21 protein-coding genes are annotated in these 25,680 nt (G+C 36.9%); 13 read left to right on the forward strand and 8 right to left on the reverse strand.

The window, feature by feature from the left end; translation table 11 throughout:
- Positions 1-2 precede the first annotated feature (2 nt).
- Both pdeM and J4051_RS06700 read left to right on the forward strand, forming a co-directional pair.
- Positions 3-653, forward strand: coding sequence for a ligase-associated DNA damage response endonuclease PdeM (gene pdeM, locus J4051_RS06695; RefSeq protein WP_208233090.1), 651 nt, complete (start codon positions 3-5; stop codon positions 651-653).
- A gap of 66 nt (positions 654-719) precedes the next feature.
- Positions 720-857 (forward strand): hypothetical protein, encoded by a 138-nt coding sequence (locus J4051_RS06700; protein ID WP_208233091.1) that lies wholly within the window; start codon positions 720-722, stop codon positions 855-857.
- Positions 858-944: 87 nt separating this feature from the next.
- Here J4051_RS06700 and J4051_RS06705 read toward each other — a convergent pair whose 3' ends face one another.
- From J4051_RS06705 to tsaD, 6 genes are all read right to left on the reverse strand, one after another.
- Entirely contained in the window at positions 945-2,126 is a 1,182-nt protein-coding gene (locus J4051_RS06705; RefSeq protein ID WP_208233092.1) for a class I SAM-dependent methyltransferase, read from the reverse strand.
- Positions 2,127-2,160: 34 nt separating this feature from the next.
- On the reverse strand, positions 2,161-3,249 hold the full coding sequence (locus J4051_RS06710; RefSeq protein WP_208233093.1) for an AI-2E family transporter: 1,089 nt from the start codon (positions 3,247-3,249) through the stop codon (positions 2,161-2,163).
- An 83-nt stretch (positions 3,250-3,332) separates the two neighbouring features.
- Positions 3,333-3,845, reverse strand: coding sequence for a TrmH family RNA methyltransferase (locus tag J4051_RS06715; RefSeq protein WP_208233094.1), 513 nt, complete (start codon positions 3,843-3,845; stop codon positions 3,333-3,335).
- 369 nt (positions 3,846-4,214) lie between these two features.
- Entirely contained in the window at positions 4,215-4,871 is a 657-nt protein-coding gene (locus tag J4051_RS06720; protein ID WP_208233095.1) for a DUF4159 domain-containing protein, read from the reverse strand.
- A gap of 142 nt (positions 4,872-5,013) precedes the next feature.
- A complete protein-coding gene (locus tag J4051_RS06725) occupies positions 5,014-5,721 on the reverse strand; it encodes a 16S rRNA (uracil(1498)-N(3))-methyltransferase (RefSeq protein ID WP_208233096.1) in 708 nt (235 codons plus the stop codon).
- A gap of 17 nt (positions 5,722-5,738) precedes the next feature.
- Positions 5,739-6,761 (reverse strand): tRNA (adenosine(37)-N6)-threonylcarbamoyltransferase complex transferase subunit TsaD, encoded by a 1,023-nt coding sequence (tsaD, locus tag J4051_RS06730; RefSeq protein ID WP_208233097.1) that lies wholly within the window; start codon positions 6,759-6,761, stop codon positions 5,739-5,741.
- A gap of 106 nt (positions 6,762-6,867) precedes the next feature.
- On the opposite strand from tsaD, the gene J4051_RS06735 reads away from it, so the two are divergent.
- The 4 genes from J4051_RS06735 (at position 6,868) to J4051_RS06750 (ending at position 14,439) form a co-directional block, all read left to right on the forward strand.
- Positions 6,868-11,277 carry a translocation/assembly module TamB domain-containing protein gene (locus J4051_RS06735; protein WP_317192700.1) on the forward strand — a complete coding sequence of 1,470 codons (4,410 nt, stop codon included), beginning with the start codon at positions 6,868-6,870 and terminating at the stop codon, positions 11,275-11,277.
- A 134-nt stretch (positions 11,278-11,411) separates the two neighbouring features.
- Entirely contained in the window at positions 11,412-12,398 is a 987-nt protein-coding gene (pfkA, locus tag J4051_RS06740) for a 6-phosphofructokinase (RefSeq protein ID WP_208233098.1), read from the forward strand.
- A gap of 92 nt (positions 12,399-12,490) precedes the next feature.
- On the forward strand, positions 12,491-13,492 hold the full coding sequence (gene gap / locus J4051_RS06745; RefSeq protein WP_208233099.1) for a type I glyceraldehyde-3-phosphate dehydrogenase: 1,002 nt from the start codon (positions 12,491-12,493) through the stop codon (positions 13,490-13,492).
- Between the two features lie 80 nt (positions 13,493-13,572).
- Positions 13,573-14,439 carry an N-acetylglucosamine kinase gene (locus J4051_RS06750; RefSeq protein ID WP_208233100.1) on the forward strand — a complete coding sequence of 289 codons (867 nt, stop codon included), beginning with the start codon at positions 13,573-13,575 and terminating at the stop codon, positions 14,437-14,439.
- 124 nt (positions 14,440-14,563) lie between these two features.
- Here J4051_RS06750 and J4051_RS06755 read toward each other — a convergent pair whose 3' ends face one another.
- A complete protein-coding gene (locus J4051_RS06755) occupies positions 14,564-14,944 on the reverse strand; it encodes a Rid family detoxifying hydrolase (protein ID WP_208233101.1) in 381 nt (126 codons plus the stop codon).
- 65 nt (positions 14,945-15,009) lie between these two features.
- Complete coding sequence (locus J4051_RS06760; RefSeq protein ID WP_208233102.1) at positions 15,010-17,772, reverse strand: putative LPS assembly protein LptD; 2,763 nt, start codon at positions 17,770-17,772, stop codon at positions 15,010-15,012.
- 88 nt (positions 17,773-17,860) lie between these two features.
- Between J4051_RS06760 and J4051_RS06765 the strand changes: the two genes are divergently transcribed.
- From J4051_RS06765 to J4051_RS06795, 7 genes are all read left to right on the forward strand, one after another.
- Positions 17,861-19,006 carry an N-acetylmuramoyl-L-alanine amidase family protein gene (locus J4051_RS06765; protein WP_208233103.1) on the forward strand — a complete coding sequence of 382 codons (1,146 nt, stop codon included), beginning with the start codon at positions 17,861-17,863 and terminating at the stop codon, positions 19,004-19,006.
- 55 nt (positions 19,007-19,061) lie between these two features.
- Positions 19,062-20,054, forward strand: a complete 993-nt coding sequence (locus J4051_RS06770) for an MlaD family protein (protein WP_236027285.1) — start codon at positions 19,062-19,064, stop codon at positions 20,052-20,054.
- Between the two features lie 10 nt (positions 20,055-20,064).
- Entirely contained in the window at positions 20,065-21,372 is a 1,308-nt protein-coding gene (locus J4051_RS06775; RefSeq protein ID WP_208233104.1) for a (Fe-S)-binding protein, read from the forward strand.
- A gap of 130 nt (positions 21,373-21,502) precedes the next feature.
- The gene (locus J4051_RS06780) at positions 21,503-22,294 is read left to right on the forward strand and encodes a (Fe-S)-binding protein (protein WP_208233105.1); all 792 of its coding nucleotides are present in this window, start codon (positions 21,503-21,505) and stop codon (positions 22,292-22,294) included.
- Positions 22,294-23,517, forward strand: a complete 1,224-nt coding sequence (gene serB / locus J4051_RS06785) for a phosphoserine phosphatase SerB (RefSeq protein ID WP_208233106.1) — start codon at positions 22,294-22,296, stop codon at positions 23,515-23,517. The genes J4051_RS06780 and serB overlap by 1 nt, the downstream gene beginning before the upstream one ends.
- Before the next feature lie 146 nt (positions 23,518-23,663).
- Positions 23,664-24,179: a PH domain-containing protein gene (locus J4051_RS06790; RefSeq protein ID WP_208233107.1), complete on the forward strand. Its 516-nt coding sequence runs from the start codon at positions 23,664-23,666 to the stop codon at positions 24,177-24,179.
- The gene (locus J4051_RS06795) at positions 24,166-25,644 is read left to right on the forward strand and encodes a PH domain-containing protein (RefSeq protein ID WP_208233108.1); all 1,479 of its coding nucleotides are present in this window, start codon (positions 24,166-24,168) and stop codon (positions 25,642-25,644) included. The genes J4051_RS06790 and J4051_RS06795 overlap by 14 nt, the downstream gene beginning before the upstream one ends.
- The last annotated feature ends 36 nt before the right edge of the window (positions 25,645-25,680 follow it).

Raw genomic sequence — 25,680 nt, forward strand, 5'->3', positions numbered from 1 at the left:
CTATGAGTATTATTACCAAAGACATTTCAATTCAAAATGAAGTTTTAACGCTGACCAACCAACGTGCCCTTTTTTGGGGATTGCAGAAAACTTTGGTTATATCTGATTTACATATAGGAAAAACCGCCCATTTCAGAAAAGCTGGTATTCCTATTCCGTCGGCCATATTGGACAATGATTTGAAAAAATTACAAGGTTTAATAAACTATTTTCAGCCAGAGATAGTCCTTGTGGTTGGCGATCTTTTTCATGCTGAACAAAATACCGACAGTGATCAGTTTCGAGATTTTATTGAAGCCAATCAAAATATCAATTTTGAACTCATTAAAGGCAATCACGATCGGTTAAAAAATAGCTTTTACGAATCCCTGGGGATTTCCGTTTACAAAACTCATAAAGATGTGGCCGCTTTCCGATTTGTCCATGATGAACAGCATTGTGGAAAGGATATTTTTTGTATTTCCGGACATACGCATCCTGGAGTGCTAATAAGAGGTAGAGGGAAGGTATCGATTAAACTTCCCTGTTATGAGCTTTCTGAGCACCGCTTAATCCTTCCTGCGTTCAGTGAGTTTACAGGATTAAACACCAAACGAACGGTTGCTTCTGCCATATGTTATGGTTTTACTGAAAAATCAGTATTTGAGATATGATTTTTCGTTAATGCGCACTTCGCAAATTTCATTTCGCATTATATTTATAAATTAAAATCTAAGAGAATGAAAAATATATTAAGAGCTCTTGCCGCTGGGTGGGGGGCAAAGAAATTAGGTGGTGGTAAGTGTGGCTGTATTGGCACAATTATCCTTTTTATTATTATATATGTCCTACTTGGCCCAGTCTTTAATATGATTTAAGTCAACGAAATTTGACAATTTGTTGATAGAATGCTGATCAACAAAATATGGCAATCATCTTTAAAACAACTTTTAGGATTGAGGTCATTAAGTGGCCTTGGTGCAGACTAATACCATCTTCTCATTGTTCATATCCGTAGTAAAGAAAAGATAATAAGCTCCGCCATCCTTTATTTTAAACAACTTCCGAATATTTTGAACCGTGTCAGGAAAATTTCGAGTAGTGATATTAGCTTTTTCTATAGAAAGCTTTTTGATTTTCTTTTTGTTATAAGGGATCGATTTTAATATTTTAAATGCCCTTCCGGGGAATTCAATCAACGTATCACTCGTATATAAGTGCGAATGTTTATGGAGTTTCTTTACCCCAAAAGTTTCTGATACTGAGCTAAAGCCACCCGATTTCATAATCGTCGAATTTGGTTCATAGAGATAGGTGAGTGGCTCGCTATACGTGCTCTCAACCTGAGCTTCGTCTTCCATAAAAAACTCAAAGTGCTCGGTACCGCTATTCTTAAGGTTAACGGTCTTGATTTTTACCTTCCCGGAAAATCCATGTTCTAAAACCCATAATAATTCCTTCACTTCATTATTTACTGCTACAATATGCATTGTTTTGACATTTTCCAATTCGTTCAACCCTATCGTGATATCCAACAATGGCGAGGTTTTGATCATGATGTTTTTTGACCGTGACCATAAAATATCCAAATGCTCTGGAATGTTGGGCAAGCAATCTTTTAAGAAGAACACCTTGCCCTTGCTATCATGACGCCTGGAGGGATCGACGTAAATCCAATCATAATCTGTTGGTAAGTTTTCAAGATAGGATAAGCCATCTTCAGCAATGGTAATGATATTACTGACTTTAAGTGTCTCAAAATTGCGCTTAACAATACCACTGAGATCAGCATCAAGCTCGCAATGAGTGACCTGCTGGAATAATTTTGCGAAATAATATGCATCTACTCCAAAACCACCCGTAAGATCAATGAGTGTCTTACCCGAAATTAAACGCGATTTATATTCGGCGGTCATTTCAGAAGAGGTCTGTTCAATATTGAGTTTATTTGGATAGTAAATATTGGGTTGTTGAAACCATGTTGGCAATTTCTTTTCACATTTCTGTTTCGCCTCAATCTGTTCAACAACTTCTGCAGTCGTAACTCCGGCAAAAGAAATCCCTTTTAAAATCAGAACCGTGGGATCCGTTTTAAGATTATGGTTGATATAATCTTGTACGTCAGGATGTAGAATGGCGGAATTCATCACATGAAATTTAGTGCAATATTAACCATTACACTTAAAGATTCTTGGTCAATTGCTTAACGATTTTGTATTCCGATAGAAATTCTTTCGAAATAACCTTTAAGGTTGTGTAGAAAGGAACGGCAAGGATCATCCCAGGAATTCCAAAAATTAACCCTCCGATAATGATCACAAGAAAGACTTCTAATGGATGGGAACGCACGCTTTTACCAAAAATGATAGGTTGAGAAAAGAGATTGTCAATCAATTGAGCAATGGCTACTCCAATGAGGACTTTGAAAAGAAGTGGTAATAAATCTGATGAAAAATCGACCCCTAAATTATTGGAGACTACTACCAAGATCATGACCACACCACCAAGAAGAGGACCCAAATAAGGTACAATATTTAGAAACGCACAAATGACAGCAATGGCAAGTGCATTTTTGACGTCTAAATTTAACAATAGTAAAAAATAGAAGATGCCCATAATTGTGGTCTGAATGAGGAGACCGATAAAATAACGAGACAATAGTTCTTTCGCTTTATCCAAAACTCTTAAAAACCGACGTTCTTTCCCTTCTTCGGCAAAACTGGCAACGGCGTTGGAAATCATGCGGTCATCCTTCAGTAAAAAGAATGAAATGAATAAAACAGAAAATACGCCTATAATAAATGCCCCTATATTATTGACAAAAACGTCTACAAAACTAACCACAAACTCAGAGTCGAAATCTTGTACAAAGTCGGTACGTTTGATAGCTTCTATAATGTTGATCTTTTCCACACCTAGATATTCACTGGCCTGAATACTGAGTTCGTTCAAATCGGTTTTGACCATTTCAAAATCAATTTCCGATATATTCTTACTCTGTTCCAAAATTATGGGAACAAAAAGCCATAAAATCAAGGCGAAAAAGCCTCCGATTAATAAAAGCGTTATAAAAGCTGAAAAGTTTCTTCCTAATCTCAATCGATTCTTAAAAAAATAAACCACAGGCCTGAAAATAAGCGATATGATTCCAGCTATAAACAAATAAAGTAATAAGGATTGGATTTTGTAAAGAAAGAATAGCAGCAGTATAATGCCAAATACCACGGCTAATGCCTGTAATAGTCCCTTCGAAATCGTTTTTGCTTTCATTTTTTAAATATAAATCAAATTTAGGATGCGGTTGCAATAAAAATTAACGGTATTCAAAATTACATTGCTAAAGCTCAGAAAAATTAAAGTACAATTTTCCGAAGTTGTTTTGTTATTTCATAAAGTGCAATGTTAGTCGCCTGTACAACATTCATACTGCTGTTTTGGCCAAACATCTCGATATGAATGGTACGATCAGAAAGTTCTAGGCAGGCTTCCGAAATACCGAAATTTTCATCTCCAATGAGTAATACAATAGGTTGATCAGCATTCAATTCCATGCTGAATAGGGAGGTGCTGTTGTCGGTGATTTCCAAAGCCAAAATCTGATACCCCAAAGATTTAAAATTCACGAGTATTTCTTCAGCGTTTTCATTCCACTCAAAATTAACATATTTTTCAGTAGCCCTGGATGTTTGTGCCATTTTCCTACCGAAAGGAACTGGACTGCCGCAAAGTATCAATTTTTCAATTCCAAAAGCATCTGCAGTTCTGAATAAACTGCCAATATTAGCAGCATTGGTCACATTTTCGCAGATCAAGGTAATGGGAAATGTCTGTTGGTTGAATCTTGAATTGTAATGGGTAAGCTGCATGGGATTGAAAATTAACGATTGACGATTAACGATTGATAATTAACGATTGACAATTAACGAATGATGATTTTTTGAAGTACTCGGATGTGTTTTTTGATACTGATGAATTGTTCATGTATAATTTAGAAAATTGAAGTTTGAACTTTTTTATTTTTGATACGATATAGACTTTCCTCAAACAGATGAACAGGATTGTCACTCATTCATAATTTCAACTATAATCATAATTCAAACAGAGTAAATGTTGTTAAATAATAACTCTCAGTATAAATAAAAAGAGGCATGCATGTAATTGAAAATGCGCATTTAATGTTGCTTTATATCCTACTTCATCAATCGATATTCCTCAATCAACAATTACTAATCGTTCTAGTTTTCAAAAACGTATTTAATAATATTGGCGCCCATTTTCAACGCTTTCTCCCTCACTTCTAAAGGATCATTGTGGACTTCTTCATCTTCCCAGCCGTTTCCTAAGTCACTTTCAAAAGTGAAAAGCAGCACCAATCTATCGTTATCGAACATTCCAAAAGCCTGGGGCCGTTGGCCATCATGCTCATGAATTTTAGGTAATCCTTCAGGAAACTTAAAAGCTGAACTAAAAATAGGATGAGTCTTAGGCAATTCAACCAACTCCTTATTAGGAAACAATTTTTTGAGTTCCTTTACCAAGTAAGACTCCATTCCGTAATTATCATCAATATGTAAAAATCCACCAGAAAAAAGATAGTTTCTTAAATTCTCAATATCGTTTTCACTGAAAAACACATTGCCATGCCCTGTCATATGTATAAATGGAAATTGAAAAATATCTGGACTATCCGGCTCTACAGTTTGAGGTCTAGGATTGATTTTTGTGTTGATGTGGAGATTACAATAAGAAATTAAGTTGGGCAAGGATGTTGGATTTGCATACCAATCGCCACCACCTTTATACTTTAATACGGCAATTTCTTGTGCCTGCAACGACGCTATTCCACAGATACCAAAGAATAAAATGCCGAAAAAATGCTTTGATATGGTCATGCTAAATCTCATCCTCCAAAAATAGAAATAAAAATGGGTTAAAATAAATCGCACGAATTGAAAGTTAGACAATCAGTGCTTTAATACTACATGAATTATATTAAGATGCTGTATAGTAGTTATATATGCCCTTTAAATGAAGTTATTGTTCATTTGTAAATGCAACGCTATGGCACGCTATAATGGCTGCAGTTTCGGTACGTAAACGCGTATTGCCTAAACTAATAGGTTTAAATCCTGAGGCCATGGCCGTCTTGATTTCATTAGGACTAAAATCGCCTTCAGGACCTATCAAAATTAGAACATTAGTATGTAATTGTAATGCATTTTTAAAAGAAACGCGTTCGGATTCTTCGCAATGTGCAATAAACTTTTGTCCGTCGAACGGTAGATTTATAAAGTCATTAAACGAAATAGATTCCTGTAATTCTGGCAAATAATAGTGTAAAGACTGTTTCATTGCTGCCTGGAGGATTTTTTCAAATCGGTCAGTTTTAATGACTTTTCGCTCGCTGTGGTCGCAAATAATTGGCGTGATGGTATCCACGCCAATTTCAGTTGCCTTTTCTAAAAACCACTCGTAGCGATCGTTCATTTTTGTAGGAGCTACCGCCAAATGAACTTTGTAGTTTCGAGCAGGTTCAAACGATCTGGAAAGTATAGATGCCACACAGTTTTTTATATCCGAAAGTGTGATTTCAGCCACAAATAGCCAGCCTTTTCCATTGGTAATTTGGAGTTGGTCGCCACTATTTTTTCGAAGCACCTTCACAATATGTCGGCTTTCATCTTTTGAAAAGTCAATTTGCGTAGTAGTTTCGTCAATATTCGGATTATAGAAAAGCTGCATTGGTTGATTCTGTAGTATTAAATTTTTAGTCGCGAGGAAGCCGTGACATTTTGTTGTGCAAAATCGCCTTCCATATATTTCAAATATCCAACAATGGCAATCATTGCGGCATTATCTGTGGTGAATTCAAATTTGGGCACATAGGTAGTCCATCCAAATTTGGCTTCCCCATCTTTGAGTGCTTGTCTGATACCCGTATTTGCTGAAACGCCACCACCAATCGCAATGTGACTGATACCGGTTTGCTTTGACGCAAGCTTCAGCTTATCAATCAGAATTCCTATAATTGTATATTGAATAGATGCACAAATGTCATTCAGGTTTTCTTCAATAAAATTAGGATTTGCTTTGGTTTCTTTCTGAATAAAGTAAAGAATCGCCGTTTTTAATCCGGAAAAACTAAAATTCAGGCCCTCAACTTTGGGCTTGGTGAATTTAAATGCTTTCGGATTACCCAATTTAGCGCGTTTGTCAATTTCAGGACCAGCGGGATAGCCGAGCCCCAATATCTTTCCGCTTTTATCAAAAGCTTCGCCAACAGCATCGTCTATAGTTTCACCAATAACTTCCATATCAAAATGAGAGTTCACTCTCACTATTTGCGTATGTCCGCCAGAAATGGTCATCCCCAAAAACGGAAAAGGAGGTTTGTTAAAGCCTTCTTCATCTATAAAATGAGCTAAAATATGCGCCTGCATGTGATTGACATCAATCAAAGGGATATCCAAACCATAGGCCAATGATTTAGCAAACGAGGTGCCAACCAATAAAGACCCCATTAAACCTGGACCTCGGGTAAATGCAATGGCACTCAGTTGATTTTTATCAACATTGGCACGTTTAAGGGCTTGCTGAACCACCGGAACAATGTTTTGTTGATGGGCTCGTGAGGCCAATTCTGGCACCACACCGCCGTAAGCTTCATGGATGCTTTGACCAGCCACAACATTACTTAGGATTTTCCCGTTTAGCATTACTGAAGCCGCGGTATCATCGCATGAAGACTCAATTGCAAGAATATAAATATTTTGTGTAGCCATTAGTAAGAATTAGGCACAATAATTGTTAATTTTGACTCCAAAGTTATAACTTTTAAAACGCATCAAAAAACTTTTAAAAATAGCATCTAAAATTGTAGCAATAATTGTGTTGCTATTCATCATTTTGGTGCTGATTCTCTCTATTCCACCCGTTCAAACATTTTTGGGAAAAAAAGTGACCAAACGTATCAATGACGATTACGGAACACATATTTACATTAATAAGGTGGGCCTTCGATTTAACGGGGATGTGGAACTTAAAGGCATCTATATTGAAGATTATAAACAAGATACTTTAATAGGAATTGAAGGATTAAATACATCAATTCTTAACTATAGAAATCTTTATAATAGTAAATTGACCTTTGGCGATATCGATGTCCATGGCCTAACTTTTAATGTCAGAACCTATTTAGGTGAGGACGAGACCAACTTAGATGTATTCGTAGCAAGGTTTGATGAAGACAATCCGAGGCCTGATAAAAGCAGGTTTTTATTGTCCTCAAGTGATGTGTCCATTTATGGAAGTATTTTCAGAATGATCAATGACAATAAGGAAAATCCAAAAATTCTTGAGTTTAACAATCTGAACCTAAATGCCACCAATTTTTTAATCAACGCCAGCGATGTTAGTGCTCGGATAAACACGCTCACTTTTAGGGATAGTAGGGGATTGACGGTAAAAAACATGGTGACGGATTTTGAATACACTTTGGATCACATGACCTTTGCCGATCTTTCTATAAAAACGCCCAATTCATTTCTCAATGGCGATTTGACCTTCAAGTATAATCGTGAAGATTTGCAAGATTTCACCAACAAGGTAGAAGTTGTTGCATCATTTAAGGATTCTGATGTGATGTTAAATGAATTGAACACCTTTTATAACGAGTTTGGTATTGAAGATCATGCTAAGTTTAGTGTGAGTTTAAGCGGAACCCTTAATGACTTGACCATGATGAACCTGAGACTCAATACCAGCAGTCAAACAAAGGTTTATGGCGATATCAACTTTAAGAATTTATTCAATATTGAGCCCAATACCTTCGAAATGGATGGCGATTTTAGCAATCTTTCATCCAATTACTATGATTTAAAATCGCTTATGCCCAACGTATTGGGCGCTTCAATACCGAGCATTTTTGCTAAATTGGGAGGCTTTACCATTTATGGAAAATCGAAAATCACATCGTCTGACATTGTTGCCGATTTAAAGATCAATACGGCACTCGGACATATTGAATCGAATTTGAATTTGTTGCGGTTCAATGATATTGACAACGCCAGCTATAAAGGAAATGTTGTTTTTGAAGATTTCGACCTTGGAGAAGTTTTGGATAATCCGAACATCAAAGAAACCACTTTTGACATGGAGGTGGACGGAAAAGGCTTTACGCTTGAGAACTTAAACACCAATATTAAGGGGCATGTTTTCAATCTTAATTACAACGATTATGTTTATAAAAATATTGACATTTCTGGTCAATTGGGAAATAAGATATTCAACGGTGATTTGATTTCGCAAGATGAAAATTTAAAATTCAAGTTCAACGGGTTGGCTGATATGTCAAAAGAAGTCAGTTCATTGGACTTTACTGCCGAAGTGGAATACGCAAACCTTAGAGCCCTCAATTTTGTAAAAAAGGATAGTCTCTCCATCTTCAAGGGCGATGTTACTATGGATATGGATGGTTCAAACATCGATGATGCTTTTGGTAAACTTACGTTTAACAATACAACCTATATCAATCAAAATGACACTTACTTTTTTGATGATTTTGAAATCACTTCAAGATTTAATGAAAACGAACGTATCGTTGAAATCAATTCACCCGATATTATTGAAGGACAGGTGAGTGGCATCTTTAAGTTTAAGGACATTGGTAAACTGGTGGCAAATTCAATAGGAAGTATTTATACCAATTATATTCCGCATAAAGTTCAAACCGAACAATATCTCGATTTCAATTTCACCATTTACAATAAAATTGTGGAAGTCTTCTATCATGATCTTGAACTTGGTAAAAATACCTTTGTAAAGGGGCGAATTGAAAGTGATCAACGCGGATTTAATTTGACCTTCAAATCACCGAAAATTAAATTGCTGGACTATTTCGCAAATGACATTCAAGTGAATATAGATAATGGCAATCCTCTTTTTAATACGTTTATTGAGGTAGATTCCATCAATACCAAATATTATAACGTCTCAAAGTTCAATCTTATTAACGTTACCGTAAGAGACACACTGTTTATCAAGTCTGAATTTAATGGTGGTAAGCACAATAACGACCATTACAATTTGAGTCTCTTCTACACCATTGACCAAGACAACAAGTCGGTTGTGGGTTTTAAAAGATCGGATATTACCATTAAGGATAATGAGTGGATCATAAACCAACAGAAGGACCAGCTCAATAAAGTAGCTTTTGATAGAAGTTTTAATGAATTTAATATTTCTGATGTTGTTTTTAGTCATAAAGATGAAGAAATCCAATTGTCAGGCGCTCTTCGCGATTCGACCTATAAAGATATTAAACTCAGATTCATGGATGTGGATCTCAACAAAGTGACACCCAACCTTGACAGTATCAGCTTTGGGGGCATCTTGAACGGGAAATTGGATATCCTCCAACAAAATGGTGTGTATGTACCTGATTCAGATGTGAGTATTGAGAAATTTATGTTTAATGATTATATGCTGGGCGATTTACGAGCGGATATCGTGGGCAACGAATCTCTCACCAACTATACGGTCGATTTGTTTTTAAGGAATGACAATCTAAAATCGTTGAATGTCACTGGCAATGTTGACGTCAGCGCCACCAACTCCAATATTGATTTGGATATAGCATTTGATGAATTTGATTTAGAACCATTGAATGTTTTTGGAGGAGATGTCATTAATCAGATTAGAGGATTGGCATCAGGTAATGTCATTGTATCCGGAGATTTAAAAAAACCACAAATTGACGGCGATTTGATTTTGGACAATGCAGGATTGGCCATCCCTTATTTGAATGTTGATTACGCCTTTGATTTTGATACGGAAGTCACTCTAAAAGACCAGCGCTTTGTTTTTAATGATGTTGTGCTTACCGATTCCGAATTCTTTTCAAAAGCGACATTGAACGGCTTTATGTCGCATCAAAACTTTTCCGATTGGAGGCTTGGCTTGGATATAGAGACTAACAGATTGCTGGTTTTGAATACAGATGACGCTGAAGATGCCTTGTACTACGGCACGGCCTTTATGAACGGTACAGCAAGCATTTATGGTCCAACAGATCAATTGGTCATTGAAGTCGATGGCAGTACGTCTCAAGGTACCGTTTTTAAGATTCCATTGAATGATGTTGAAAGTTTTGGAGACAATTCTTATATCCACTTTTTGAGTCCTGAAGAAAAAGCAGCGCGTTTGAAAGGAGAGGTCATTACTGAAACTCAGGTCAAAGGCTTGGAGCTAAAGTTTGACTTGAATGTCAACCAAAATGCAGATATTGAAATTGTAATTGACCGAAACTCGGGAAGCACCATCCAGGGCAGTGGAGAAGGTAACCTTCTGTTTGAAATCAATACCAATGGTAAATTTAAAATGTGGGGTGATTTTGCCGTATTTAAAGGTATTTATAATTTTTCTTACGGCGGTTTGATTCAGAAAAACTTGGTCGTAGAACCTGGAGGTAGTATTATTTGGGAAGGTGATGCTTTAAAGGCGCAAATCAATTTGAAGGCCATTTACAAAACAGAAGCCAATCCTTCGGTTCTATTGGATAATCCGATCAATAGAAGCATCCCGGTCAATGTGGAGATCAATCTTTCAGGACAGTTGGAACAGCCCACGCCAGATTTCAACTTGGCATTTCCAAATGCGAGTTCAACTGTTAGGTCAGAGCTTGAATACCGACTGGAAACTAAAGAAAGTAGAGAGAATCAAGCTCTTTTCTTATTGGCAACGGGTTCTTTTGCCAGTGAAATAAGTTTAGGCCAACAAGCTTATGGTACTATTGCCGATCGTGTAAACAGTTTATTCAATGACTTACTGTCCAGTGACGATGATAAACTGAAATTGGGTCTGAATTTTCAAGCAGGCGAACAAACTCCTGATTACAGATCAGATGATCGTTTAGGTTTGACTTTAAGCACTAAGATTAGTGATCGTGTGTTGTTCAATGGGAAAGTTGGGGTGCCAATTGGCGGCGTTAATGAAACGGTTATTGCCGGAGACGCTGAAATAGAATTACTGCTGAATGAAGACGGTACCTTATCTGCTAAATTTTTTAATAGAGAAAATAACATTCGGAATTTTGGCGAAGAAATTGGCTATACTCAAGGTGTTGGATTATCCTATAATGTAGAATTTGATACGTTTAGGGAATTGCTGAGAATTATATTTTCAGGGAAGAACAGAAAAGACAACAATGCTGTTGAAAACAAAAATGTAGGTACGAGAGAAGAAAACCCGCTTCCAGAATATGTCAAAATGAAGAAGAAAGAGGCAAAAAAGGAGAATTAAGCCAACTGTTTTTGCACAATTTCGATTTAGTTATTAACGAAATCGATTGAATTTTACATTACTCAGTAAAATATCATAATTCCCGTCTTTATTATAGTATTAGTTTAGTAATTTTACTTTACTAAACTATTTAAATGTCAAAAAACATAAAAAAAATTGGGGTTATGACTTCTGGAGGCGACGCTCCAGGAATGAATGCAGCCATTCGTTCCGTAGTCAGAACCTGCGCCTACTATAATATAGAATGTGTAGGAATTTATCGTGGCTTCGAAGGTATTATGGAGGGAGATTTTAGGTCCATGGATGCCCGTAGCGTTAAAGGTATTGTCAATAAGGGCGGAACAGTACTTAAGTCTGCCCGTTCAAAAGAATTTAGAACTCCTGAAGGTCGCAAAATTGCCCATGACCAACTTAAAAGTGCCAATGTCGATGCACTTGTAGTTATTGGTGGTGACGGAACATTCAATGGCGGATTGGTTTTCAACAAAGAATATGATTTCCCGATTATTGGAATTCCTTGTACTATAGACAATGATATTTTCGGAACTACTCATACCATCGGATTTGATACGGCATTAAATACCGTAGTTGATTGTATAGATAAAATTCGAGATACTGCAAGTTCTCACAACCGCTTATTTTTTGTGGAGGTTATGGGACGTGACGTTGGGCATATCGCATTGAATGCTGGTGTTGGTGCAGGAGCAGAAGAAATTTTAATACCTGAAGAAAATTTGGGTCTTGACCGTCTGTTGGAATCCTTGCACAGAAGTAAGCGTTCAGGCAAGTCTTCCAGTATTGTAGTGGTTGCAGAAGGTGATAAAATTGGAAAAAACGTTTTTGAGTTGAAAGATTATGTTGAAGCCAATATGGACGAATATGACGTTAGGGTTTCTGTTTTGGGCCATATGCAACGTGGTGGTTCTCCATCCTGCTTTGATAGGGTATTGGCTAGTAGAATGGGAGTGAAAGCTGTGGAAACGCTGTTGGAAGGAAAAACCAATTATATGGTTGGTCTACTCAATGAGAAAATGGAATTAACCCATTTAAGGGAAGCTGTCAAAGGAAAGTCAAAAATTGATAGGGAATTACTCCGTGTGTCAGAAATCATGACCACATAAAACTTGCTACGCCATCATGTGCTTTATGGTTATGGTGAGATGAAGAGCGTAGAATAAAAATTAAGAATAATAATATTAAAAATTATAAAAAAATGTCAAATTTAAAATTAGGAATAAACGGTTTTGGAAGAATAGGAAGAATTGTATTTAGAGCAACCTTAAATAAACCAAATGTAGAAATAGTAGGAATCAATGACTTATTGGAAGTTGAGCATTTAGCATATTTGTTAAAGTATGATTCAGTACACGGGAGATTTGATGGTACGGTTGAAGTTAAAGACGGACATTTAGTCGTCAATGGAAAAACCATTCGTGTAACTGCTGAAAGAGATCCACGTAATCTTAAATGGGATGAAGTTGGAGCTGACGTTGTTGCCGATTGTACGGGGATTTTTACAACCTTAGAATCAGCAAATTACCATATTGAGGCAGGCGCCAAGAAAGTGGTGATTTCTGCACCAAGTAAAGATGCACCAATGTTTGTTATGGGTGTTAACCATAATGAAGTAAAAGCTTCAGATAAAATTGTATCTAACGCTTCTTGTACGACAAACTGTTTAGCACCAATGGCGAAAATCATTGATGATAATTTTGGTATTGAAGAAGCCTTGATGACGACGGTCCACGCAACAACTGCTACACAATTAACGGTTGATGGCCCTTCCAAAAAAGATTTTAGAGGTGGAAGAAGTGCTTTAATGAATATTATACCTGCTTCAACAGGTGCAGCAAAAGCTGTAGGAAAAGTAATTCCGAAATTGGATGGAAAATTAACAGGTATGGCATTCCGTGTACCAACGGCTAACGTATCTGTGGTAGATTTAACTGTAAGAACTGTTAAGGAAACTTCTTTGGATGCGATCAAAAAAGCATTTAAGGATGCTTCTGAAGGTGCTATGAAAGGTGTGGTTGGCTACACTGACGAACTTGTAGTGTCTCAAGACTTTGTTGGAGAAACAAACACTTGTGTATTTGACGCCGATGCTTCTATCGAGCTAAATTCAAGATTCTTTAAAGTAGTAGGATGGTATGATAACGAATTTGCATATTCTACCAAGTTGGTTGAATTGGCTGAACATGTCCATTCTTTATAATTAACCCATATCAATCCGTGTAAGTTCGCTATATTTATATAGATTTAAACTTATACGGATTTTTTTTATTCAATAAACACATGATATTAATAGTTGATAGTGGTTCTACAAAAGCCGACTGGATTTCAGTAGATCAAAGCGGAAAACAAATAAAGGAAAAAATAAGGACCGGTGGTTTGAATCCAGAAATTCTTAAAGAGAAGAAACTCTACAAGATTATAAGAAAGAGTGAAGAATTGGCGGAAATCAAGCGCGACGTAACTCATGTGTTCTTTTATGGTGCCGGTTGCGGCACTGAAAACCCGAGATTGCTTCTTAAACGAGTGCTCGAAGATATTTTTGTTAACGCGGAGGTTGAAGTTACAGAAGACACCATGGCCGCTGTAAGAGCAACTTTAAGTCATGATGATGAGGCAGCAATAGTTTGTATCCTGGGTACGGGTTCAAACTGCAGTTATTACGACGGCGCAAATTTGGACCAGAGAATACAGTCATTGGGCTATACCTTAATGGATGACGCTTCAGGCAATTATTTCGGCAAACAGTTAATTCGCGATTATTACTTTAATCATATGCCAGAAGCCATAAAAGTATCCTTTGCGGATAAATACAATATGGACGCTGATTATATCAAGTACAATCTCTATAAACAACCGAGCCCAAACGCTTATTTAGCAAATTTTGCAGAATTTATGTTTCTGAATATCGATTCAATCTATATTCAAGAAATGATTAAGGAAGGAATGCGAATTTTTGCAAGAAACATGATTTTCCAATTTAAAGACGAAGTTAAGACGGTTCCGGTTCATTTTGCTGGATCTATAGCGTTTTTTGCTAAAGATCAGATCCTTGAAATAGCAGAAGAAATGGGTTTCACCGCAGGGAATTTTGTTCGCCGACCTATTGAAGGTTTAGTGGATTATCATACACGAAAGTTTCAAAATTAAGTTTGAAATAGAACTAAGAACTTCAGGGCATTAAATCCCACGGGTGAGAATAAAATTAAAAAGCAGTGTAAATTTTAAAACAACTACACTGCTTTTTTATATTATGGCCTATTGGAATCTCATATTACTTCACCGCAATCATACTAATCTCCACATTCACAAATTTAGGAAGATTGGCCACTTCCACAGTTTCTCTTGCTGGGGCCGTAGCTTCATTAAAATAACCTCCATAAACTTCATTTATCTGTCCGAAATTGTTCATGTCGCTGATAAAGATGGACGATTTAATTACGTTTTCAAAAGTCATATCGGCTGCGGCTAAAACTGCTTTTAGGTTTTCCATCACTTGCTTGGTTTCGGCTACTATGGAGTCAAGAACAAGGTCATTGGTCTTTGGGTCAAAAGCTATTTGCCCTGAAGTATATAAGGTGTTTCCAGTTAAGATAGCTTGATTGTAAGGTCCTATGGGTGCAGGAGCATTTGGCGTATTGATGATTGTTTTCATAATGAATCGTATTTTATTTTTTTTCCTTAGAAGGTTTATTGCTATTTGGATTTTGGATGTTTCACTTATAGTCTTTTATCAGGCGAACGCTGTTTGTCATATTTGATATCCTTTAGTAGACTCGATTTGATTCCGATGAAAAAGTTCCATGAACTACGCTCGCTAAACGGAATCCAGCTAAAGTTCATCCGCCAGCTCATCAGATCACGCTCAAACCTGAGTTGGGTATAGGTGAAACCTTGGTTTTTAAAATCATAACCTGAAGATACGCCCACTGTCCAACGAGGCGTCAAATCTATATCTCCAGAAAACATCAAAGAGTTTGACGAAATCTCATTTTGTCGTGCGCTATTGGAGTAGTTGACAGCCCATGCAACACGTAAGCTCCATGGTATGGTGAAATTATAAAACTCAGATTTTTCTTCTTTACTTCTGTCTCGGTCTTCATCGCCTAAACGCTGATCGGCAAAGTTTTGAGACTTTCCAAATAAATCATCAGCGCGACCACCGCTAAGGACAGATTCATCAATGGCTCTTTGGTCAGGCTCTTTTCGTCCAGAGAAACTATCGCTATTTAGGGTGTAGCTCAAATTCATACTTGCTGATGTCAACCTAAATAAACTTCCGCCATTGTTGATGTTGAATTTATCCACACGTCGATTATTATTGTCAAGCGCGTAAGGGTCTAAGGTCATTCCGAAATTGACGCTCATTTTATTGTCCAACAATTGTGTCCCACCAGAGACTCTTAACGGACTCCATTGCAGTGAATCGCCGGCAAAATTATAAGAGGAAGACAAGTTAAGATTATTCAATAAGATGATTTTTTTAGGCTCTGTTTTGGTGGAGTCTCTATCTCTTACTTTGGCTTCAAAATTATTACCTAATGAAAAGCCCATTGCACTTGAAAAATTTTTGTTTGGTGCACCATAAAGAGACTCTTCAAACCTACTGTATTCTGCACGAGTCAGATCGCCATTGGCCGTAATATAATCAAAGGAATCATAATACTCATCAAAGGCAGGATTGATATTGTAGCTTATAGAAGGTCTCATGATGTGCCTGATAGCTTTGATTTTGGTGTCCTTTCCTGGCTTTTCTAAATTGAACATCCCATAAATTGTGGTTCCAATACTGGTGCTGAAATTATAGGTTCTATAACTGTCAAAGCCTGTCAAATCTTCTTTTAAGACTTTATTTTCGTCGGGATCATAGAATTTTCTAATAGTGTTGAGGGTCCAATTTTCCTGAAAATTTGTACTTGCACTGACACTAAAATGATTAAAAACTTTGAAGTTCGTGGAAATGGGAATACTTTGTTGCACGCCAACTCGAGCGTCCTCAAACATTTCTGCTTTAAAAAAAAGTGAATCTGTAGTTCTTATCCTGTTCTGTGCATTGACATTATATTGAAAATTGATATTGTCAATAATTCCTTTTTTAGTGCCAACTTTTGGTGCAAAAGGGAAGATTCTACTCACACTTCCCTGAAAAGTAGGTAAAGTCATATCAATCTGCTGAGTCCTTGTATTTTGTGAGTGCGTGGCCGTCAGGCTGACATTGACTTGTGGCTCACCAGTAAAGGATTTAGAATAAGAGACGGATGATGATAAGGTGTTATTTAGAAAGTTAGAGGCATTCATTTGGTTGACAGACTCTTGATAATACTTACTACTTCCTAAGTTGACAGAGGCCGAAAAACGAGAACTCGGATTCGCTTTTGCATCCTGAGAGTGTGACCACCTAATATTATAGATGGAAGATTTTGAATAATCTGGGAAGCCACGTTCACTATTGATTAAGCTTTCATACCTAATACCAAGATTTCCTCTAAATTTATACCGCACGGCGTAGTTGGTTTCTGTTCTGAAGCCATAGCTTCCATTGGTATAATAATCGCCGTACAACGCCAAATCCACATAGTCACTTATCGCAAAATAATAGCCTCCATTTTGGAGGTTATAACCTCGTCTGCTATCTTGACCGAAAGTAGGAAAAAGAATTCCTGAAGTTTGCTTTTTTGTCAACGGAAAAAAGGCAAAAGGCAAACCGATGGGGGTGGGTACATTGTAAATATACATATTGGTCAAGCCGGTGACCACTTTTTTGTTGGGCACAATTTTGGCTTTTCGCATTAAAAAATAGAATTCAGGATCATCTTGGTCCTCTGAAGTTGTGAATTTTCCACGATTAATGAAATAAACCGAATCATTTTCTTTCTTGGTTACATCCGCAATAATATAACCGCCACTTTGTTCTGTTCTCGAATTAAAAATAAGAGCTTTTTTGGTTTCGGTATTGAAGATAATTGAATCCGGTTCTACAAGATTGGCGCCTTGTTTAAACGTAGGAGCTTGAGAGTACACACCTGCAGAATCCTTTAAACGTCCCGCATAAACCAGATTTTTATTGTGATCGATAACAATGACCCCTGCCTTTATTTCCATGTCCTGATAGTACACTTCCGCTTCGTTATATAAGGTGGTCTGCTTTAAACGTTGATTAAGAGTCACGTAATCCTTTGCCTTATAATTGACCACAGCCTCTAAGAAATCTTTCTTTTTTGGAATTGTGTCCTGTTGAATGCTATCGGTTTCTTTGAGCGTTGCCGTCGGAGTCATCAGAGAGTCAATATTGATGGACACCCTCATACTGTCATTTTCTGTTTTTGGCAAGATGGGGGTTTGGTTTTTTGGAAGGTCTTGAGCCAACCCCAAAGTGTTAATAAACACTGTAAAACTCAGGGAAAAAAGTATATGAAAGCTTTTTGTACGCAATGCTTTTAAGTGTATTTTTGTAAAAGTATGGCTCGGTTTTTGAAAAGTCAAAATTACATATATTTTTTTGTGATTAATTACTATTCAACCAAAATTTAAAAATTAAAATAAACCAAGTTTTTTATACGTTTATACCTTTATGAGAACGCAATTATATTACATCTTCGTATTAAACATAATTTTATTTGCTAGTTTTTTAGCACCTGCCCAAGCCTTTCAGAAAAACAAAGGTCAATTTGTGGTGGTCTTAGACGCTGGCCATGGTGGCAATGATCCCGGGAACGTGGGAAATGGCTATAAAGAGAAAGAAATAGCTCTCAACATCGTTTTGACGGTTGGCAAATCTTTAGAGAAACACCCTAATATAAAAGTGATTTACACTCGTAAAACGGATGTTTTTGTGCCTCTACGAGATCGGGCGAAAATTGCAAATGATGCTGATGCTGATTTGTTTGTGTCAGTGCATTGCAATTCACATCATTCAAGTGCCCATGGTACGGAAACCTTCGTTTTGGGCTTACATGAAAACCAACGTAACTTTGAAATTGCCAAAAAGGAGAATGAGGTTATTTTCTTAGAGGAAAACTATGAATCCCATTATGACGGATTTGATCCCAATTCGCCAGAATCCTTTATAGGTTTGACTTTGATGCAGGAGGAGTATCTTGACCAAAGTACACAATTGGCCCGATTGGTTCAAGATAACTTTACCAAAACCTTAAAACGAAATGATAGAGGTGTTAAGCAAGCTGGCTTTTGGGTGTTGCACAATACATATATGCCAAGTGTTTTGGTTGAAACGGGGTTCTTGACCTATAAGCCGGAGGGTGCCTATCTCAATTCTACGAAAGGTCAAAATGAAGTTGCTTTGTCCATTTATAAAGGGCTTATGGACTACAAAATGATTTTGGATAGAAATGTGGGTCAAAATCTTTATAAAGATGTGGCCAATATAGAGACTATCACAGAAGCTGTAGATGACGAGGTCGACTCTAAAAATACCACTAAACGTGTTTATCCCAATACTATATTTAAAGTGCAATTGGCAGCGAGTTCAAATAAAATTGAACCTAAATCTTTTAATTTTAAAGGTCTAAAGGATATTTCCAGAGAAAAGGAAGGCAAACTCTTTAAGTATTTCTATGGTGACACCTCTGATTATAATGAAATTCAAAAAATGGCAGTAGTTGCAAAGTCAAAAGGCTATCCCACCTCCTTTATTGTTGCTTACCAAAATGGAAAACGTGTAGACTTATCTTCAGTTATCAATTCTCCCGCTAATTAAAAAGATTCTTAATATTTTTATTCCTAATTTTGTGAGCAACTAAATCTTAAAAACTTTGAAAATATCAAGAGAAGTTAAAACCGCAATACTTGTAATATCAGGAATACTCCTAATGGTATTTACATTTAATTATTTAAAAGGTATCAATATCCTACAAAAACACAATCGATACCAAACACAATTCGATTATAATGCGCTAAGTTCTTCATCTTTGGTGACTATTAAAGGGAATCAAATAGGGAAAATTGAGTCGATCACTTATGATGACAAAACAGGTAAAACTATTGTTACTCTTGTTGTGACGGAAGATGTCAAGTTTTCTACAAATAGTAAGATCCGTATGTATGAAACAGGGTTAATGGGAGGCAATGCCTTGGCCATTATACCTATGCCTGGACCTGAACTTGCTAAAAGTGGGGATTTCTTGGAATCCGAGGTTGAGGAAGGCCTTATCACAAGTTTGACCAAAAACTTTTCGGGAATCAGTAGCAACTTGGGTGTGACCCTAAAGGCTGCCGATTCACTAATGAACAATTTTAACCGCTTGATCATTAATGACGATGAGGATGGTATAAAAGCTGCAATTGCCGAATTAAACCAAACCATTGTTTCTTTTAGATCCATGTCAAATGCCATGACCGCGTTAGTGGCTAAAAACGATGAAGCATTAACTTCTGCAATTGGTAATTTTGATACTTTATCAGGAAATCTTGCGGAGATCACTACAGAATTTAAACAGGTTGAAATATCCAAAACTTTTGCGGAACTCGATCAAACGCTTCAGGAGGTCAATAATTTGTTGGCAAGTGTCAAGGATGGTAAGGGCACGATGGGCAAACTGCTTAATGACGATAAATTATATACAAATCTCGAAGGAGCATCTCTACAGTTGGAACAATTGCTACAGGACTTTAAATTGAATCCAAAACGCTATGTCCATTTTTCTGTTTTCGGAAAGAGACCAGACCGATTTGATGCTGAAGGCAATATCATTGAAGACCTAAAAACACAACCAGACGAAATACGCGTAGAATTAGAAAACAACTAACCTCCATATAATGAGTTACATTCCAAATATTCTATTTGCCATAGCGCTAATTGTTGGCATTGGTTTCTTTGCAAATAATGTAAGAAAGCTGATCCGCAATATTAAATTGGGCCGTGATGTTGATGTGAGTGACCATACTTCCCAACGTTGGAAAAACATGGCAATGATTGCATTAGGACAAAGTAAAATGGTCAAAAGACCAGTTTCCGGGTTTTTGCACATTATTGTCTATGTAGGTTTCATTATTATAAACATTGAGGTTTTAGAGATTATAATCGATGGTCTTGCGGGCACACATCGTATTTTTTCATCCATAGGACCTTTGTATGGTGTTCTTATTGGAGTGTTTGAAATATTGGCTGTTTTGGTCTTTGTGTCTGTCATCATCTTTTGGATTAGGAGAAACATTATTAAAATCAAACGGTTTTGGGCGAATGAAATGACCAGTTGGCCGAAAAATGACGCCAATTATATCCTCTATATTGAAATGGTGCTAATGGCATTATTCCTAATCATGAATGCCACTGACTTGAAGTTCCAAGCCATGGAAAATGGAAATGTCATCAGTCAGTTTTTGACACCACTGTTTAGCGGTCTTTCAGAAGGTACAATCCATATTATTGAGCGTAGCGCTTGGTGGTTGCACATTTTAGGTATTCTTGCCTTTTTGAATTATCTCTATTTCTCCAAGCATTTGCATATTCTTTTGGCATTTCCAAATACTTATTTCGGAAAAATCGCACCGAAAGGTCAGTTTAAGAACAATGACGTCGTTACCAAAGAAGTAAAAATGATGATGGATCCAAACGTTGATCCATTTGCAGCGCAACCGGAAGGAGCAGGGGACGAGACTCCTGCAAAGTTTGGAGCTAGCGATGTTCAAGATTTAAGTTGGGTGCAATTGCTCAACGCCTATACATGTACTGAATGCGGACGTTGTACAAGTGAATGTCCAGCTAATATAACAGGCAAAAAATTGTCTCCGCGTAAGATTATGATGGATACGCGTGACCGTTTAGAGGAAGTAGGAAAAAATATAGATGCCAATAACGGTGTGTTTAAGGATGATGGCAAGCAATTGCTGGATGACTATATCACACGTGAAGAATTGTGGGCATGTACCACCTGTAATGCCTGTGTTGAGGCCTGTCCAGTGAGTATCGATCCAATGTCAATTATTGTGGAAATGCGAAACTATTTGGTCATGGAGCAATCAGCAGCACCAATGGAACTCAATAATATGATGACCAATATTGAAAATAATGGCGCTCCTTGGCCATACAATCAAATGGACAGATTGAATTGGAAAAACGAATAAATCTAATTGAGGCGAAATCACAAATGTCATAACACATAGTTTCTGACATAAGGCTTATTGAGAACCTATAAAAGATGCTGTCTAAGTATTTTAAGTAAAATAAGTATAAAAACATATAAACTCATAAAAAATGAGCGAACAAATTGTAGTGCCAACTATGGCAGAATTCATGGCCCAAGGTAAACAACCAGAAGTACTCTTTTGGGTAGGCTGCATGGGAAGCTTTGACGATAGAGCAAAAAAAGTTACCAAAGCTTTTGTGAAATTGCTTCATAAATCCAAGGTAGATTTTGCAGTTTTAGGAACTGAAGAAAGCTGTACTGGTGATCCTGCAAAACGTGCCGGTAATGAATTTCTTTTTCAGATGCAGGCGGTCACTAATATAGAGGTGTTGAATGCCTATGAGATCAAGAAAATTGTTACAGCCTGTCCACATTGTTTCAATACCATAAAAAATGAATACCCAGGACTTGGAGGTAATTATCAAGTCATGCACCATACACAATTTCTTAAATCGCTTTTGGATGAAGGACGTCTGACCGTTGAGGGTGGACAATTTAAAGGCAAGCGCATCACCTTTCATGACCCTTGTTATTTAGGTCGTGGCAATGATATTTACGAAGCACCAAGAGACTTGATCAGAAAATTGGATGCTGAATTGGTGGAAATGAAAAGTTGTAAATCCCGCGGACTCTGTTGTGGTGCTGGTGGAGCTCAGATGTTTAAAGAGGCGGAACCAGGGAATAAGGAAATAAACGTTAAACGTACAGAGGAAGCCATCGAGGTGAAGCCGGACATTATAGCGGCAGGTTGCCCATTTTGCAATACCATGATGACTGATGGCGTAAAATCAACAAACAAAGAATCTGAGATTGCCGTGATGGATATCGCGGAATTAATAGCAAATGCTCAGGATTTATAATGGCCACAGAGATATTTCTATTAAACATTTCAGGACAAGACAAACCTGGATTGACTTCCGGTTTGACCAACGTTTTAGCACAATATGGCGCTAAAGTATTAGATATTGGACAAGCAAATATTCACGACACCTTATCGTTGGGTTTTTTGTTTGAAATTGAATCTGGCGACAAATCAGCTGCGGTTTTAAAAGATTTGTTATTCAAAGCTTATGAGCTTGGTGTCAAAGCTAAATTCACACCTATTACATCTGAAAACTACGAAAAGTGGGTGAGCAATCAAGGTAAGGATCGCTATATCATTACCATTTTAGGTGAAAAGCTGACTGCGGAACAGATCTCTACGGTCACTGAAGTCATTTCAGAAAAGAACTTAAATATTGATGCCATAAAACGGTTGACGGGTCGTATTTCTTTAATTAAACAGGATGACTACCCAAGAGCTTCAATACAATTATCGATCAGAGGCAAAATTGATAATAAGGCTGAGTTTACCGAAAAATTTATGCAAATCTCTCACGATTTAGATGTAGACATTGCTTTTCAGGAAGATAATATATACAGACGCAACAGACGTTTGGTATGTTTTGATATGGATTCAACCTTAATTCAAGCTGAAGTCATTGATAAGTTAGCTGAATTGGCAGGTGTTGGAGACCAAGTAAAAGCAATAACAGAATCTGCTATGAACGGCGACATTGATTTTAATGAAAGCTTTAAAAGTAGGATGAAACTGCTCAAAGGTTTAAGCGAAGATGTGCTACATGATGTCGCAGTTAATTTGCCAATAACCCAAGGTGCGAGAAGACTGATTGATACGTTGAAAAAATATGGATTTAAAACCGCTATTCTGTCTGGTGGATTCACTTATTTTGGACACTATTTACAAAACGAATTAGGTATCGACTATGTCTACGCCAATCAATTAGAGATAAAAGATGGTAAGCTAACAGGAAACTATATTGGAGAGATTGTTGATGGCAATAAAAAAGCGGAATACCTTAAGGAAATTGCAATGAGAGAAGGCATTGATATTGGTCAGACGATAGCAGTTGGTGATGGCGCAAATGATCTGCCGATGCTCAATCTTGCCGGACTGGGAATAGCATTCCATGCCAAGCCAAAAGTTAAGAACAATGTGCAAAGTTCTATATCGAGTATGGGATTGGACGGTGTTTTGTATTTATTGGGATATCACGATAAGCATATCGATTTAATCGAATAAAATCACCGATGATCTTGCAATATTAGCAGAAGGTTGAAGCATTCTTATTTACTAAGCCATTGCTTATTGGCTTTTTTTTGACTTATAGAAATCTTGAAAAACAAGATTTAAATGAAGACAGTTTTATAACAAATACTTAGACTACTATGTTCACCAATAAGCAAATTAATCTGGAAACTTTGCCTGCTATTGATGATGTAGCCTTAAAACCTATTTCAAAACAGTATCTCAAAATTATTATTTTAAACAGACTGCTTTTTTATGGTCTTATTTTGTCTGCATTGATCTTTGCCAAATTCAAGGTTATGCATTCAAATTTTCATTTGATATTCGTGTATTTGTTTTCGACCGTTGTGCTATTCTGCATTCTTAATCTTGTGGGCTCAATATTGGCCTTCAAAAAACGGAAGTTTGCTATTAGAGAATATGATGTTATCTATTCAAAAGGCCTGTTGGTCAATTCAGTATCAGTGGTTCCGATTTCACGGATTCAGCATTTGGAAATTTCCAGGAGCTGGATAGCGAGAAGATTTAACCTGGCGACTTTAAAGATTTTCACCGCGGGTGAATCGGGAATTGATTTGAGGATTGCGGGGTTAAATTACAGTGAGGCCAAACAAATCAATGATTTTTTAAGTAACAGGGTGAATGGAACGGATTGATTTTTCTCAACCTTCACGGCAGTCTTCCAAAGGTATTCTTGTCATTTTTGCGCTCAATACCTTCAAATTCATTAGGCGTTACTTTGTTATTTTTTTGGCCTTAGGTTTGTCAGTCTCCAAAGATGAATCATTTTACTTTTTAACTACTACAAGCCTGACGCTCATAATTATAGGTGTTTTTTTATTGATTCTTGTATTGGCCATTCTCAAATATCTGAATTTCAAATTTCACTTGGATAAAGACCAGTTTTATTTATCATCTGGTATTATCAATAAGGACACGGCCATCATTCCCAAGTCCAAGATCCAAAATGTTTATATCAAACAAAATTTCATCCAACAGCTTATTAATGTCGTTTCGCTTACCATAGAAACCGCTGGCGATGATAAGGCCGAAATTGAAATTAATGCTTTAAGTCGCTCATCTGCTCTTGAACTTAAAAAGCAATTGTTCATTAAAAGACAAGTTACAGACATTGATTTGGTTGATGAAACCTCCCAGAGCAGTGTGTTCTTTAAAATTTCGATGTGGCGATTATTTTTAGAAGGCATCTCCCAAAACCATATCAAAAGTTTTTTGGTCATCGTTTCTTTTGTGTTTGGATTGTATAATGAGTTTAAGAATTATTTGGAAGACCTCGGCATTTCAGATCACGTGCAAGCGTCGGTCAATATTGAATCAGGTACTATTATCAATGTCGTATTGGCCAATATGTTTGTTGTAGTTCTCGCGGTATTGGGCTCCATGTTGTTTTCCGTTATCCATACTTTTGTTTCTAATTTCAACTTAGAAGTCATTGAAAATGAAGACACTATTGAGATCAACAAAGGACTGTTCAATAAGCTCTCCTTGATTTTGGTGCCAGAAAAGATTCAAAACATCATCATTAAAACCAATCGGCTAAAGCAGTCCTTAGGCTTACACACCCTGTCCATCAAACAGGCTATGGTCAATAAAAAACAGCAAAAGAACTTCAAGATTGTCGCTTTAGAGAAACATCAGGTTGCGCATTTGATCGAGAAAGTTTTCATCCTGTATAATGGATCAGGCCAATATCATAAGCCGGAAGTCTATTATAAACGAATGTTGACATTTCGTTCCATTAGTATTGGTGCATTTATTAATATTCCTGCTTTTTTTATCTTCGGAAATTCCTTTTGGATGGTCAATATCATCATGATACCTTGGATAGCTCTATTTGTCCACTTCACTTATAAAAAGGCGAGCTATCAAATTACCGATAAATACCTTACCATTACTAGCGGATTTATTGATCGTGTGCGAAATATCAGCGAATTGCAAAAAATTCAATCAGTGCAATTAAAACAGAGCATTTTTCAAAAGCGAAAGAAGATCGCAACAATCCACATTGCCACCGCATCCGATAAAGTTAAAATTCTTTGTGTCACTGAAGAAAACGCAAAATCAATCGTAGATTATCTGCTATTTAAGGTTGAATCCTAAGATAAAGATTGGATGTAATTGTGTACTTTTGTGCTT

Source organism: Gelidibacter pelagius (assembly GCF_017581925.1).
Classification (GTDB): domain Bacteria; phylum Bacteroidota; class Bacteroidia; order Flavobacteriales; family Flavobacteriaceae; genus Gelidibacter; species Gelidibacter pelagius.

What these genes read in the sequence shown, in the direction of transcription:
- pdeM (WP_208233090.1), top strand. Translation starts at nt 3, where the DNA reads ATGAGTATTATTACCAAAGACATTTCAATTCAAAATGAAGTTTTAACG.
- J4051_RS06700 (WP_208233091.1), top strand. Translation starts at nt 720, where the DNA reads ATGAAAAATATATTAAGAGCTCTTGCCGCTGGGTGGGGGGCAAAGAAA.
- J4051_RS06705 (WP_208233092.1), bottom strand. Translation starts at nt 2,126, where the DNA reads ATGAATTCCGCCATTCTACATCCTGACGTACAAGATTATATCAACCAT.
- J4051_RS06710 (WP_208233093.1), bottom strand. Translation starts at nt 3,249, where the DNA reads ATGAAAGCAAAAACGATTTCGAAGGGACTATTACAGGCATTAGCCGTG.
- J4051_RS06715 (WP_208233094.1), bottom strand. Translation starts at nt 3,845, where the DNA reads ATGCAGCTTACCCATTACAATTCAAGATTCAACCAACAGACATTTCCC.
- J4051_RS06720 (WP_208233095.1), bottom strand. Translation starts at nt 4,871, where the DNA reads ATGACCATATCAAAGCATTTTTTCGGCATTTTATTCTTTGGTATCTGT.
- J4051_RS06725 (WP_208233096.1), bottom strand. Translation starts at nt 5,721, where the DNA reads ATGCAGCTTTTCTATAATCCGAATATTGACGAAACTACTACGCAAATT.
- tsaD (WP_208233097.1), bottom strand. Translation starts at nt 6,761, where the DNA reads ATGGCTACACAAAATATTTATATTCTTGCAATTGAGTCTTCATGCGAT.
- pfkA (WP_208233098.1), top strand. Translation starts at nt 11,412, where the DNA reads ATGTCAAAAAACATAAAAAAAATTGGGGTTATGACTTCTGGAGGCGAC.
- gap (WP_208233099.1), top strand. Translation starts at nt 12,491, where the DNA reads ATGTCAAATTTAAAATTAGGAATAAACGGTTTTGGAAGAATAGGAAGA.
- J4051_RS06750 (WP_208233100.1), top strand. Translation starts at nt 13,573, where the DNA reads ATGATATTAATAGTTGATAGTGGTTCTACAAAAGCCGACTGGATTTCA.
- J4051_RS06755 (WP_208233101.1), bottom strand. Translation starts at nt 14,944, where the DNA reads ATGAAAACAATCATCAATACGCCAAATGCTCCTGCACCCATAGGACCT.
- J4051_RS06765 (WP_208233103.1), top strand. Translation starts at nt 17,861, where the DNA reads ATGAGAACGCAATTATATTACATCTTCGTATTAAACATAATTTTATTT.
- J4051_RS06775 (WP_208233104.1), top strand. Translation starts at nt 20,065, where the DNA reads ATGAGTTACATTCCAAATATTCTATTTGCCATAGCGCTAATTGTTGGC.
- J4051_RS06780 (WP_208233105.1), top strand. Translation starts at nt 21,503, where the DNA reads ATGAGCGAACAAATTGTAGTGCCAACTATGGCAGAATTCATGGCCCAA.
- serB (WP_208233106.1), top strand. Translation starts at nt 22,294, where the DNA reads ATGGCCACAGAGATATTTCTATTAAACATTTCAGGACAAGACAAACCT.
- J4051_RS06790 (WP_208233107.1), top strand. Translation starts at nt 23,664, where the DNA reads ATGTTCACCAATAAGCAAATTAATCTGGAAACTTTGCCTGCTATTGAT.
- J4051_RS06795 (WP_208233108.1), top strand. Translation starts at nt 24,166, where the DNA reads ATGGAACGGATTGATTTTTCTCAACCTTCACGGCAGTCTTCCAAAGGT.